The following is a 13,331-nucleotide window of genomic DNA, read 5'->3' as shown; positions in this document are numbered from 1 at the left end:
CAGCGTCAATCGTCGTCACCGTACAGCCGTCGCTTGACCGAGAGCAGCTCGATCTCCGGCCGGCCGGCCACCTGGTTCTCACAGGTGTCGACGACGGCACGGGCCTGCGCCGGGTCCGCGGCCACCACAGCCACCCCGATCTGAGCGCGGCCGTGCAGGTCCTGGAAGCCGACCTCGGCGACACTGACCTCGAACTTCCTCAGCATCGCGATGATCGGGCGGACATAGGAACGCTTCTGCTTCAGCGAGTGCGAGTCACCGGGCAGGAGCAGGTCGAAGACAGCGGTCTCGGTATACATCAGCGAGGAGGTTACCCAGGAATCGCGCCGGTCAGCGCGGGTTTTTCCGGGCCACGATCACGTCGCGCTCGATGCCCTGGTCGACCCGGTGCGCCAGCGGCAGGTGGTCCGCCAGTTCCAGGCCGTACGCCAGCAGGATGTCCTCGGCCAGTTCACGTTTGGCGACCTTGGTGTTCCAGGACAGGCCCATCGCACCGCCGGCACGCAGCAGGGTCAGCCACTGCGGCACCGCCCGCTCCAGCAGGTCCAGCGGACGCCGGGACATGCCGCCCTCGTCGTCGTAACTTCCGTGGGACACGCCGTACGGCAGGTCTGCCACCAGCACGTCGGCCACGTTGCCCCGGATCAGTCCGTCCAGCTGGGTGGTGTCGGCGTTCAGCACGGTCAGCTTCTGCACGGCGCCGGCCTTGTGGTCGTCCTTGCTGGCGGCCATGGTCACCTCCAGCCGGCGGGCGGCCCGGCGGCCCTGACGGCGCACCGGCACCAGCTCGGCGGTGTGCTTGAGGCGCTTGCGCTTGAGCCAGGTCTGCAGGAACAGCTTGTACGCCTCGACGTCCTTGCCGTCGATCTCCACGCCGATGCCGTCGTAGCCGTACATCAGCGCCTGGTTGAGCGTGGTACCCCGGCCGCAGAGCGGGTCCAGGACGGTGAGATTCCCGTCGAGCATGCGACCGGCCGAGTCCGAGGCGAGCACCGTGAGGTTCAGCACCAGCTTGGTGAACTGTTCGTTGGTCTTGCCCGCATACTTCGGGATGGTGATCAGGTCGCTGTCGTACCGGGCCAGCGGGCTGAGCGCGAGCGGCCGCAGCAGTTCGCCCTCCACCCGCTCGAACAGGGCGTAGGCCGAGGAAAGGTTCGACAGGTACGCGATGTCGCGCTCACCGAGGTCGCCGACGAACGTGAGGTACTCCACGCCGCCGAGCTCCGTCACCCCGATGTCGTCCAGGCCGGACGAGAGCACCGGCCCGAATGCGGCCAGCTCCGCCTGGGAGATGCGGGACGCCTGGTCGGCGTAGACACGGTTGGCGGACGGGGCGAGCAGCATGGCGTACCGGGAGGACATCCCGTCATCCTCCCAGCCACCGGGAACCGGCCGGAAAAGGGGGCGGCCCCCGGTGCCGTAAGCACCGGGGGCCGCCGTAAATCACAGGGCTGGTTACGCCCGGACCTTCTCGCGCATCTCCCAGGTCTCGATGACGTCGCCGACCTGCGGCGAGCCGTAGCCCTGGAGCGTCAGACCACACTCGAAGCCCTCACGGACCTCGGTGGCGTCGTCCTTGAACCGCTTGAGCGAGCTGATCGTGACGCTCTCCGCCACCACGACGCCGTCCCGGAGGACGCGTGCCTTGGTGTTGCGGCGGATGAGACCCGACCGGACGATACAACCGGCGATGAGACCGATCTTCGACGAGCGGAACACCTCGCGGATCTCCGCCGTGCCGAGCTCGACCTCTTCGAACTCCGGCTTGAGCAGGCCCTTCAGAGCCGCCTCGATCTCCTCGATGGCCTGGTAGATCACGCTGTAGTAGCGGATCTCCACGCCGGCGCGGTCGGCCATCTCCTTGACCTTGTTCGAGGCCCGGACATTGAAGCCGATGATCGTCGCGGTCTGCTCGGAGGAGGCCGACGCCAGGTTGACGTCGCTCTCGGTGATCGCACCGACGCCGCGGTGGATGACCTTGAGCTGGACCTCTTCCGGGATGTTCAGGTTGAACAGAGCATCCTCGAGAGCCTCGACCGAGCCGGAGCCGTCACCCTTGATGACCAGGGTGAGCGAAGCCTTCTCGCCCTCCTTCAGGTCACGCATCAGGTCGTCGAGCGACTTGGCGCGGCCCGAGTTCGCGAAGGTGGCCGCACGACGGCGGGCCTGTCGCTGCTCGGCGATCTGCCGCACCGTGCGGTCGTCCTCAGCGGCGAGGAAGGTGTCGCCCGCGGCGGGAACCGAGGTGAGACCGAGGACCAGGACCGGACGGGCCGGACCCGCTTCGGCGACCTGGTTGCCGTTCTCGTCGAGCATGGCCCGGACGCGACCGTGCGCGCCACCCGCCACGATCGAGTCGCCGGCCCGGAGCGTGCCCTTCTGCACCAGGACGGTGGCCACGGCACCGCGACCCTTGTCCAGGTGCGCCTCGACCGCGACACCCTGGGCGGGGCCGTCGATCGGGGCGGTCAGCTCGAGCGCCGCGTCGGCGGTCAGCAGGACGGCCTCGAGGAGCTCGTCGATGCCGATGCCGGGCTTGGCCGCCACGTTCACGAACATCGTGTCGCCCTGGTAGTCCTCGGCGAGCAGGCCGTAGTCGGCCAGCTGCTGGCGGACCTTGTCCGGGTTGGCGTCCGGCTTGTCGACCTTGTTCACCGCGACCACGATCGGCACCTCGGCCGCCTTGGCGTGGTTGAGCGCCTCGACCGTCTGCGGCATGACGCCGTCGTCGGCCGCGACCACCAGGATCACGATGTCGGTGACCTTGGCACCACGGGCACGCATGGCGGTGAACGCCTCGTGACCCGGGGTGTCGATGAAGGTGATCGCCCGGTCTTCGCCCTGGTGCGGGACGACGACCTGGTAGGCACCGATGTGCTGGGTGATGCCACCCGCCTCACCGGCGACCACGTTGGTCTTGCGGATCGCGTCGAGCAGCTTCGTCTTACCGTGGTCGACGTGACCCATGACGGTCACCACCGGCGGGCGGGTGACCAGCCGGTCCTCGGCCACCGCGGCGTCGAGGTCGATGTCGAACTGCGCGAGCAGCTCACGATCCTCGTCCTCGGGGCTGACGATGACGACCTCGAAGCCGAGGTGCACACCGAGCAGCTTGAGGGTGTCGTCGGACACCGACTGCGTGGCGGTCACCATCTCACCCAGGTTGAACATCTCCTGGACGAGCGAGCCCGGGTTGGCATTGATCTTGTCGGCGAAGTCGGAGAGAGACGCGCCGCGGGAGAGCCGGATCTCCTGGCCGTTACCGCGGGGAGCGCCAGAGCTCATCTGCGGAGCGGACAGGTTGTCGAACTCTTGACGCCGCTGCTTCTTCGACTTGCGGCCACGGGTCGGCCGGCCGCCGGGACGCCCGAAGGCACCCGCCGCGCCACCGCCACGACCGCGGCCACCGGGACCGCCACCACCGGGACGACCGGGTGCGCCGGCACCGACGGGGCCACCGGTACCGCCACCGGGACGGAAGCCGCCACCAGCGCCGCCGCCGCCACCGGGACGGAAGCCGCCACCAGCGCCGCCGCCGCCACCGGGACGGAAGCCGCCACCAGCGCCGCCACCGCCACCGCGGTAACCGCCGCCGCCGCCACCGGGACCGCCGGGACGACCAGCGCCACCACCGGGACCGCCGGGACGACCAGCGCCACCACCGGGGCCACCACGGCCACCGCCGGGACCGGCGGGACGCTGCGAGGGCATCGAGGCAGGGCTGGGCCGCGGCGGCATCGAGGCAGGGCTCGGCCGGGGCGGCATGCCCGGCTGGTTCGGACGCGGCATCGAGGCCGGCGAGGGACGCGGGGCGCCACCGCCGGAGACACCGAACGGGTTGTTGCCCGGGCCACGCGCGGGCGGACGCGGAGATCCGCCGCCGGGACCGGGACGAGGGCCACCGGGAGCACCCGGGCCACCGGGACGACCGGCGGCCGGCGAACCCGGACGCGGCGGGACGCTGCCCGGACCGGGCCGGGGCCCGGGACCGCGCTGGGCGCCACCGTCGGTCGTGCCCTGCGGGCGGCGCTCGGCGTCCCGCGAACGGGCAGCCTGTGCGGCCTGGGCGGCCTTGACCGCGGCCTCCTGCTCGGCCTTCAGCGCCGAGGCGCGCGCCTCGGCGGCCGCCACCTCGATGTCGTGCGCGCTGGCCGGCTTCGCGACCGGGCCGGGCGTCGGGCCCGGACGGCCGGGCGTCGCCGGCTTCGGCCGGACGAACGGGCCGGGCGTGGGCGCTGCCGGGGACGTAGGGCTGTTGGAGGGCGCACCCTGCGGCGTGCCCGGACGACGCGGCGGCTGAGGCCGCCCCATCGGCGGACCCGGACGCGGGGACGCGGTTGCACTCGCACCACCGGGGGCGGCGGGAGCACCTGATGCCGGAGCCGGCGAGGACGCCGGAAGGGCGCCGCCCTGCTCCAGCGCGCCACGAAGCCGACGGGCCACGGGGGCCTCGACGGTGCTCGACGCGGATTTAACGAACTCGCCCATGTCCTTCAATGTGGCGAGAACGGTCTTGCTGTCGACCCCGAGCTCTTTGGCGAGCTCGTGTACGCGGGCCTTGCCTGGCACTGCACTCCTCACTTCGAGGTCGTACGAGCAGCGCCCGCACTGACCTCACTCGTGCACTAGAAGCCTGGTCATTTCAGGGACTTCATCGTGTGCTCATCTGGGTCGTCCTACCTTGCTGGGTCGTGACGGGGCGCCAGCGCCTCGTCATCGGTGGTTCCGCACGGCACGGAGACCGTGCGGATGTGCTCCGCAAGCAGCGCTGGGTTAGCAAGTCCAGTGAGGCGCAACGCACGCCCGAAGGCACGACGTCGCTCCGCCTGCGCAAAGCAAGCCGGATCGGGATGCAAATGCGCTCCCCGCCCCGGCAGTCGGCGGGCCGGATCGGGCAAAAGCTGGAGGTCACCCTCCAGATTCGCCGCGACGAACCGCAACAAACGATCGGCCGGCGCGCGTTTGCGGCAGCCGACGCAGGTTCGCGTCGGGCCGACCGAGAACAAGTCTACCTCTCGTTCGCGCCCGGCGCGTATCCGGTCAGTTCCCCGCCTCGGCCGCATCACGGTCCGAGACTCCGGCGGGCTCGCTGTCCGGGCGGATGTCGATGCGCCATCCGGTGAGCCGGGCGGCGAGCCTGGCGTTCTGCCCCTCCCGGCCGATCGCCAGCGACAGCTGGAAATCGGGCACGGTCACCCGGGCCGTACGGCTGGCGGCGTCCACCACCTCGACACGCAGGGCCTTCGCTGGTGAGAGCGCGTTGCCGACGAACTGGGCCGGATCGTCCGACCAGTCGATGATGTCGATCTTCTCGCCGTGCAGTTCGCTCATCACGGCGCGGACCCGCTGACCCATCGGGCCGATACAGGCGCCCTTCGCGTTCACGCCCTGAACGGTCGACCGCACCGCAATCTTGGTCCGGTGACCTGCCTCACGTGCGATCGCGGCGATCTCCACGGTGCCGTCGGCGATCTCCGGCACCTCGAGGGCGAACAACTTCTTCACCAGGGCCGGATGCGAGCGGGACAGGGTGATCTGCGGACCGCGGAAGCCCTTCGCCACGTGCACCACGATGCAGCGGATCCGGGTGCCGTGCGGGTACGTCTCGCCGGGCACCTGCTCGGACTGCGGCAGCACCGCTTCCAGCTTGCCCAGGTCGACGGTCACGATGTGTCTTTCGGCACGTGCCGCGTCGGCCTGCACCACCCCGGTGACCAGGTCGCCGTCGCGGCCCGCGTACTCCCCGAAGTGCTGTTCGTCGGTGGCCTCCCGGAGCCGCTGCAGGATCACCTGCTTGGCGGTCATCGCGGCGATCCGGCCGAAGTCGTGCGGGGTGTCGTCCCACTCGCGCACCACCGAGCCGTCCGCGTCGAGCTCCTGCGCCAGGACGGAGGCCACACCGCTCTTGCGGTCGATCTCCACCCGGGCATGGCCCTCGGCGCCGTCGGTGTGCCGGTAGGCGGTCAGCAATGCGGTCTCGATGGCCGCCAGAATGGTCTCGAACGGGATCTCCCGCTCGCGCTCCAGGGCGCGCAGCGCCGCGAGGTCGATGTTCATTCCTCGCCCTCCCCTTCGTCGTCGTCTTCTTCGTCGTCGTCGGACTCGTCGAACTCGGCTTCGTCCATACGCTTGAACTCGATCTGGACCTTGCCCGCGCCGAGCTCGGCGAAGCCGATCTCGCGCGTCGTACCGTCCACGTCGAGCACCACGCCGGCGTCGCCGGCCGAGACCACCCGGCCGATCAGCCCGTTGACCGCCACCAGGCGGCCGGTGTTGCGCCGCCAGTGCCGTGGCTCGGTGAGCGGCCGGTCCACACCGGGCGAGCCGACCTCGAGCTGATACTCCCCGGCCAGGACCTCGCCGCCGGACTCCTCGGCCGCGTCGAGCGCCTCGGAGATCTCCCGGGACACCACCGCCACGTCGTCCAGGCTGATACCGCCGTCGGTGTCGACCAGGACCCGCACCACGAACCGGCGGCCGGCCCGGCTGAGCGCCAGGTCCTCCAGGTCGTAACCGGCCTTCGCGACGACCGGCTCGACCACCTCGCGGAGCCGGGCGCGGGCCGCTGTCAGATCGACGCGGGGAGGAACTGAGGTGCTCCGGGTCTCCGGCTGGGAACGGCGGTTACCGCCGGGGCGGCCACCGGGCCGGGCCCCGGCGCGACCACGCTGCGTCATCGGGCTCGACCTCTCGCTAGCTTTCTCGCAGGAACGACTATATGCCGCCGGGCAGCATGAGGCCCCGCGGCTGGCGGTGAGCGTAACGTGCCGCCCGCCGGGGCGGAGCGGCGCCGCACCGGATGGTGTTGACTGTGCCCCGTGCAGACGACTTCACGGCGGCTCCTCCTCGGCGCCCTGGCGGGTTCCGCCGCGCTCGCCGGCTGCGGGATCCTCGACCGCGAGCCCGAGCCCGCACCCCGGCCGGACGCCCTGCAACCCCTGCTCGACGAGGCTCTGGCACTTGCCGCATCCTACGATCGGGCGATCCTCGCGCAGCCCGATCTCGCCGGCCGGCTGACGCCACTGGCCGAGGACCACCGGGCGCACGCCGCCGAACTCGCCAGGGTGATCGGCGCGGCCCTTCCGTCGGCCGGTCCGTCCGGGTCCGCCCCGGCCGGTGCCGCCGAGACCACGGCCACGCTCCGTAAGGCCGAGCAGGCCGCCCAGAAGACCGCGGCCGCCGCCTGCAAGGCCGCACCGGCCGAGCGGGCCGCTCTGGCCGGGTCGATCGCCGCCTGCCGCGCCACACACGCCGAAGCGCTGCGCTGACCAACTATTCTTCGCCCCGTGACCGAACAACTCGCCGCAGCCCTCGCCGCCGAGGAGGCGGCCATCTATGCGTACGGCGTGATCGGCGTGCACCTGGAGAACACCGACGAGGTGTCGCGCGCCCGGTCCGCGGACCTGGAACACCGGGCCCGCCGCGACGCCCTGGTGGCCCGGCTCGACCAGCTGAAGGCCAGTACGGCTCCGCAGCCCGCGGCGTACCGGCTGCCGTTCGAGGTCACCGACCGGGAGGGCGCGCTCAAACTGGCCGTCCACGTCGAGGACGGCGTGGCCCAGGCCTGGCGGGCTCTGCTCGCGGTCACCGAGGGGGACGAGCGGACGGACGCACTGTCGCATTTGACCGACTCCGCAGTTCGTGCGACCCGCTGGCGGCGGATCTCCGAGGTCACCCCGCTGACCATGGCGTTCCCGGGCCGCCCGGGCTGATGATCAGGCCCCCCGGCCGAGGCGGATGGCCGAGAATGAAAGCGTGATCGCCGAGCCCGACACCACCACGCCCCGCGGGTCGCTCGCGATCCGGCTGCGCGACGCTCTGCAGGAACGCTGGTCCGCCGACATCCAGTCCCTCGCACTGTGCGGGTCGATGGCGCACGGCGACGACACCGACAGCAGCGACGTCAACTTCGTGGCTGTCACCTTCCGCCCCCGGACCGGCCCCCGACCGACCCGGCGCAAGGTCGACGGCATTCCCGTGGACCTGCGGGTGATGTGCGCCGAGGAGGGTCTGATGCAGGCCCGGGTGCTGACGCCACGGTGGCCGCTGGAAGCCGACGCCTTCATCACCACGTTGCCGCTGCACGACCCGCAGGGATGGTTCAAGACCCGGCGTGAGGCTCACCTCAACCTGCTGGCCGAGGCCCGGCCCATGGAGTTCACCGGGCTGGCCCGGCAGAACTGGGCGGTCGCCAGCAACGCGCACATGCGGGCCGTACGCCTCGCCCAGTGGTACGACACGGACGCCGCCCTGATCCTGATGGCCGAGGCCAGACTGCACGCCGCCCTGGTCGCCGGATTCCTGACCCGCACCTACTTCCGCAACGCGGCCGACGCGGTGCGGCACACCGGGGTGGCCGCGGCCGACATCCAGGAACTCGGGGCGATCCTGAAATATCAGGCCGAGGAGCTGACCGCGCGCGGCCGTCCGGTGGACGGCCGGCTCGGTGCCCTGTTCGACTGAGCGCCCTTGAAGACCGACCGCCCTTACGGAAGGGTCAGGATCTCGTAACCGTCCTCGGTGACCACCAGCGTGTGCTCGAACTGGGCCGTCCACCGGCGGTCCCGGGTCACGACGGTCCAGCCGTCGCGCCACAACTCGTACTCGTAAGTGCCCAGGGTGATCATCGGCTCGACGGTGAACGTCATGCCGGGTTCCATGACCGTGGTGAGCTGCGGGTTGTCGTAATGCGGCACGTACAGCCCGGAGTGGAAGGTCTCGCCGATCCCGTGGCCGGTGAAGTCACGCACCACGCCGTACCCGAACCGCCGCGCGTACGCCTCGATGACCCGGCCGATCGCGTTGATCGGGCGGCCCGGCGCGACCGCACGGATGCCCCGCATCATCGCCTCGTGCGTGCGCTCGACCAGTAGCCGGGCCTCCTCGCTCACGTCGCCCACGCAGAAGGTCGCGTCGGTGTCGCCGTGCACACCGTTCAGGTAGGCGGTGACGTCGACGTTGATGATGTCGCCGTCCTCGAGCACGGTGGAGTCCGGGATGCCGTGGCAGATCACCTCGTTGAGCGACGTGCAGCAGGACTTCGGAAAACCCTTGTATCCGAGCGTCGACGGGTAGGCGCCGTGGTCGAGCAGGAACTCGTGCACCACCCGGTCGATTTCGTCGGTGGTCACGCCGGGTTTGCAGTGCTCCCCGGCGAGCTGGGTGGCCTGCGCCGCGATCCGGCCGGCGATCCGCATCTTCTCGATCGTCTCGGCGGTCTGCACGTGCGAGCCGCGCCACTCGCGGGGTCGCTTCTTACCCACATATTCCGGGCGGACGATATGGGCCGGGACCGATCGCTCACGCGACTGTTTTCCCGGCACGAGTGGGGCACGTACCGTCATGGGAACAGCCTATCCGGCGGCCGATCCACCACCGGGCCCCGTCCTTGCCGCCCCCGGTGCGCTGTGAAATCGTATTCGGCGTGGATCACGAGGGTGCGGACCCGGACTTCTCCGCGGTCGGCGAGGTTGCCGGGGACCGGGTCACCGTCACAGTGACCGGCGAGGTCGACATGGCAACCGCCGACGCGCTCCTCAAGGCGGCCACCCCCGAGCGGGTCACCGGCGCCACCATCGACCTGCGGGCGGTCACGTTCTTCGACTCGGCCGCGATCCACGCGCTGGTCCGTCTGGCCGACCACTATCCGGGCACGCTCGAGGTGCTGCCCTCCGACCGGGTCCGCCGGGTCCTCGACATCTCCGGGCTCGGCGGGCAGCCCTGGGTCAGGGCCGGCTGAGCAGTCGCCGCAGGGTCACCTCGGTGCCCTCGCCGGAACGGTGCACGGACATCTCGGTCAGCGCGCCGATCAGGGCCAGGCCACGTCCGCGGAAGCCGGCGTCGGTGGCCGGGCGCCAGCTCCCGGTGTCGTGGACGGTCACCAGCACCGCGCCCGGCTGCATCGACGCGGTCACGGTGATCGCCGGCTCGGCCGGTTCGATCGGGTGCTCGATGGCGTTGGCCGCCGCCTCGGAGACCGCCACCACCAGGTCGAAGGAGTCTTCCTCGGGCACCGCGTGCGCGGCCAGGAAGTCCTCCAGGCGACGCCGCAGCACGGTGAGCCGGCCCGCTTCGGCGGGCAGCCGCAGCACGAACTCGCTGGGCTCGGTGACCTCGAGCATGACCAGCGCGATGTCGTCGCGGCGGGTCTGCCCGGCGGCCTTGGCGAGCAGCCTGTCCAGCAGGTCGTCGACATCCTGGGCGGGTTCGGCGACATCGGTGGTCAGCTCGGCGAGGCCGCTGTCGATACCCTGCCGGCGGTCCTCGATCAGCCCGTCGGTGTAGAGCAGCAGCCGCGTTCCGGCGTTCAGCCAGGTCTCCCGGGTCGGGTAGGAGACGTCCCCGAGGGCACCGATCGGCGGGCCCAGCGCCGAGTCGTACAGGAAGGTCCCGTTCTTGCCCGGCTCGTTCATGACCGGTGACGGGTGGCCGGCCGAGGAGTACGTCATCCGGCGGGTCCGCGGATCGAAGCCGACACAGAGGACCGTCGCGAACTGCCGGCGGCCCAGGGTGTCCACGAGCCGGTTGAGGCGGCTCAGCGCGGTACCGCAGTCGAAGCCCTCGAGCAGGTACGCCCGCAGCGCGTTGCGCAGCTGTCCCATGCCGGCGGCCGCCTGTACGCCCTTGCCGACCACGTCGCCGATGACCAGGAACAGTTCGCCGTCCGGGCCGGGGATGACGTCGTACCAGTCACCGCCCACCTTCGCCTCGTCGCTGCCGGGCACGTAGCGGCCGGCGACCAGGGCGCCCGGCACCCGGGGCAGCGACTGCGGGAGCATGCTGTGCTGCAGGGTCGAGGCGATCCGGTGCTCGGTCTCGTACAGCCGGGCGTTGGCCAGCCGCAGCCCGACCAGGCGGGCCAGCTGGGTGAGCACGACCGGTTCAGCCGGTTCGCCGGCTCCGCGCCACACCCGCAGCTCGCCGAGTCGCTGCCCGGTGGTGTCCGGGAGCGGCAGCACCACATCCGGCGGCGCCGACCCGGCGGCGCCACCGTCACGTTCGGCCCGGCGACCGTCCGGAGTGGTCAGCACGACACGGCCGGCCGAGGTCATCGCCTGCACGTGCCGGGCCGCTACCTCCAGCACCTCGGCGGTGCCGGGCACGGCGTTGAGGGCGGCGGCCGCGTCGACCAGTCCGCGCAGCCGGCTGACGGTCTCCCGCCGCCGCTGGCCCAGTTCCACATTGGCCCGGACCCGGGCGACGAGTTCCCGGGTGGAGAACGGCTTGACCAGGTAGTCGTCGGCACCCGCGGACAGGCCCTCGACCGCGGACTCCTCGCCGGCGCGGGCCGAAAGCACGACGATCGGCACGTCCCGGGTCCGCGGATCGGCGCGCAGCCCGGAGATCAGGCCGAACCCGTCCAGCCGCGGCATCATCACGTCGGTGAGCACCAGGTCGAACTGCTCCGTGCGGGCCAGTTCGAGCGCGGCCGCGCCGTCCGCCGCGGTCGCGACGTCCCAGTAGCGGCCGAGCAGCCGGGTCACGTGTTCCCGCAGGTCGGCGTTGTCGTCGGCGAACAGGACGCGCCCGCCGGGGCCCCGGCGCACCGGCTGCGGCCCGGACGGCCCGTCCCCGGCCCACCAGGTCGCCTCGTCGACCCAGAGCCGCGGCTCGGCCGGATCCCCGGGCGGCACCGGATCGTCGCTGGTCATGTCCGGCGGCAGGTGGGCGGTGCCGAACGGGATCCGCACGGTGAACTCGCTGCCCCGGCCGGGGCGGCTCTCCACGCCGACCGTACCGCCGTGCAGCGAGGCGAGCTGGCGGACCAGCGCGAGCCCGATGCCGGTGCCCTCGTGGCTGCGCGTCCAGGTCCCGGTGACCCGGTGGAAGCGGTCGAAGAGCAGCGGTTGCTCGGCTTCGGGGATCCCGACGCCGGTGTCGCGCACCGACAGCACGGCGTGCCGGCCCTCGGCCCGGAGCCGTACCTCGACGCCGCCCTCACGGGTGAACTTCACCGCGTTGGAGAGCAGGTTGAAGACGATCTTCTCCCAGATCTCGGGGTCGACGTGGACGGCTTCGGGCAGCGGCGGCAGGTCGGCGGTCAGGGTGAGCCCGGCCCGTTCGATGGCCGGCCGGAACGTGCCGGCCAGTGTGGCGGTGTGCGACGCCAGGTCGGTGGGACGGAACACGGCACGCATCCGGCCGGCCTCCATCCGGGAGAAGTCCAGCACACTGTTGACGAGCTTGAGCAGCCGCAACCCGTTGCGGTGCACCGGCAGGAGACGGTCGCGCACCGGCCCGGCGGTGGCCGGGTCCTCGAGCAGGTCCTCCAACGGTCCGAGGATCAGAGTCAACGGGGTACGGAACTCGTGGCTCACGTTGGAGAAGAAGCTGGTCTTCGCCTGATCCAGAGCGGCCAATTCGGCGGCCCGGCGGCGTTGCTGCTCGTAGGCGCGGGTGGTCGCCACCGCCCGGGATATCTGCGCCGCCGCCAGGTCGAGGAAGTCGCGGTAGTCGTCGTCCAGCGCGAGGTACCGGCTCACTCCCAGGACCAGCGCACCGGCCGTCTCCGCGGCCACCCCGATCGGGAGGATCAGCGCCTCGGCGGCAGCGGACGGTGCCGGGACGGTCAGCTCGGCAAGCGGAACCGTACCGGGCCGGCCACTCGCGATCACGGCACGGACCGCCGGGTGCGGGTCGGAGTCGTCGAGGAACAGCGCGGCGTACGGCACGTCCTCGGCATCGCCGGTGAGCACCTCGGCAGCGAGGGTGGCGAGGGCGGCCTGCCCGGATGCGTCGGCCAGTCGCCGGCCCAAGGCGCTGAGGGTCCGCAGCCGGCGTTCACCGAGGACACGCGCGGTCGTCTCGGTGACGATGCACATGACGCCGCTGGGTACGCCGTCCTCGGAGCGGACCGGGTCGTAGGAGATGTCGAAGTACGTCTCCTCCAGGAACCCCCGCCGTTCGAGCATGAAGAGGTGGTCACGGGCGTGGAAGGACCGGTCGTTCGCGCGCACCCCGTCGAACAGCTCGCGCAGCACGTCCCAGATCTCGCCCCACAGTTCGCTTCCCGGCCGGGCCAGGAATCCGGGGTGTCTGGCGCCCATCACGCCGATATAGGCGTCGTTGTAGAGCACGGTGTACTCCGGGCCCCAGAACAGGACGATCTGCGCCCGTGACGCGAGCATGGTGACCACGGCGTCGACGAGTTCCGGTGGCCAGGACGACGGTTCACCGACCGCATGGGCGGACCAGTCGAGGACCGACATCCGGGCGCCCATCTCGCCGCCCCGCTCGAAGGCATTGCGCAGCCGCCTCGGCAGGGCATCCATCGGTCTGCCTCCCACGGATCCACGGGGACCGGAACGGCTCAGCCGGCCCGGTGGCACGTT

Annotated in this window: 12 protein-coding genes; 4 read left to right on the top strand and 8 right to left on the bottom strand. The window is 71.4% G+C overall.

Annotation, left to right across the window (positions count from 1 at the left end; all coding sequences use genetic code 11):
- Positions 1-5 precede the first annotated feature (5 nt).
- From AB0G04_RS40640 to rimP, 6 genes are all read right to left on the bottom strand, one after another.
- Complete coding sequence (locus AB0G04_RS40640) at positions 6-299, bottom strand: DUF503 domain-containing protein (protein ID WP_360994881.1); 294 nt, start codon at positions 297-299, stop codon at positions 6-8.
- 31 nt (positions 300-330) lie between these two features.
- Entirely contained in the window at positions 331-1,362 is a 1,032-nt protein-coding gene (locus tag AB0G04_RS40635; RefSeq protein WP_360994878.1) for an SAM-dependent methyltransferase, read from the bottom strand.
- Positions 1,363-1,455: 93 nt separating this feature from the next.
- Positions 1,456-4,569, bottom strand: a complete 3,114-nt coding sequence (gene infB, locus AB0G04_RS40630) for a translation initiation factor IF-2 (RefSeq protein ID WP_360994875.1) — start codon at positions 4,567-4,569, stop codon at positions 1,456-1,458.
- 107 nt (positions 4,570-4,676) lie between these two features.
- Positions 4,677-5,063 carry a YlxR family protein gene (locus AB0G04_RS40625; RefSeq protein WP_360994925.1) on the bottom strand — a complete coding sequence of 129 codons (387 nt, stop codon included), beginning with the start codon at positions 5,061-5,063 and terminating at the stop codon, positions 4,677-4,679.
- Positions 5,041-6,057 carry a transcription termination factor NusA gene (gene nusA / locus AB0G04_RS40620; protein WP_360994872.1) on the bottom strand — a complete coding sequence of 339 codons (1,017 nt, stop codon included), beginning with the start codon at positions 6,055-6,057 and terminating at the stop codon, positions 5,041-5,043. The genes AB0G04_RS40625 and nusA overlap by 23 nt, the downstream gene beginning before the upstream one ends.
- On the bottom strand, positions 6,054-6,677 hold the full coding sequence (rimP, locus tag AB0G04_RS40615) for a ribosome maturation factor RimP (RefSeq protein ID WP_360994869.1): 624 nt from the start codon (positions 6,675-6,677) through the stop codon (positions 6,054-6,056). The genes nusA and rimP overlap by 4 nt, the downstream gene beginning before the upstream one ends.
- A 141-nt stretch (positions 6,678-6,818) precedes the next feature.
- On the opposite strand from rimP, the gene AB0G04_RS40610 reads away from it, so the two are divergent.
- The 3 genes from AB0G04_RS40610 to AB0G04_RS40600 are packed head-to-tail and all read left to right on the top strand — an operon-like array spanning position 6,819 to position 8,463.
- On the top strand, positions 6,819-7,268 hold the full coding sequence (locus AB0G04_RS40610) for a hypothetical protein (RefSeq protein WP_360994866.1): 450 nt from the start codon (positions 6,819-6,821) through the stop codon (positions 7,266-7,268).
- 18 nt (positions 7,269-7,286) lie between these two features.
- Entirely contained in the window at positions 7,287-7,712 is a 426-nt protein-coding gene (locus AB0G04_RS40605) for a ferritin-like domain-containing protein (protein WP_360994863.1), read from the top strand.
- A 43-nt stretch (positions 7,713-7,755) separates the two neighbouring features.
- Positions 7,756-8,463, top strand: a complete 708-nt coding sequence (locus AB0G04_RS40600; RefSeq protein ID WP_360994860.1) for a nucleotidyltransferase domain-containing protein — start codon at positions 7,756-7,758, stop codon at positions 8,461-8,463.
- A gap of 23 nt (positions 8,464-8,486) precedes the next feature.
- Here AB0G04_RS40600 and map read toward each other — a convergent pair whose 3' ends face one another.
- The gene (gene map, locus AB0G04_RS40595) at positions 8,487-9,344 is read right to left on the bottom strand and encodes a type I methionyl aminopeptidase (protein WP_360994857.1); all 858 of its coding nucleotides are present in this window, start codon (positions 9,342-9,344) and stop codon (positions 8,487-8,489) included.
- A gap of 80 nt (positions 9,345-9,424) precedes the next feature.
- Between map and AB0G04_RS40590 the strand changes: the two genes are divergently transcribed.
- On the top strand, positions 9,425-9,739 hold the full coding sequence (locus AB0G04_RS40590; RefSeq protein WP_360994854.1) for an STAS domain-containing protein: 315 nt from the start codon (positions 9,425-9,427) through the stop codon (positions 9,737-9,739).
- Here the strand turns inward: AB0G04_RS40590 and AB0G04_RS40585 are convergent.
- The gene (locus AB0G04_RS40585; RefSeq protein ID WP_360994851.1) at positions 9,726-13,271 is read right to left on the bottom strand and encodes a SpoIIE family protein phosphatase; all 3,546 of its coding nucleotides are present in this window, start codon (positions 13,269-13,271) and stop codon (positions 9,726-9,728) included. The two genes, AB0G04_RS40590 and AB0G04_RS40585, sit on opposite strands and share 14 nt — an antisense overlap.
- Positions 13,272-13,331: the final 60 nt, after the last annotated feature.

The sequence above is a fragment of the Actinoplanes sp. NPDC023801 genome (genome assembly GCF_040639655.1).
Taxonomy (GTDB): domain Bacteria; phylum Actinomycetota; class Actinomycetes; order Mycobacteriales; family Micromonosporaceae; genus Actinoplanes.
The sequence above is the reverse complement of the archived record's forward strand: the minus strand, read 5'-3'. Positions and strand labels throughout refer to the sequence as shown.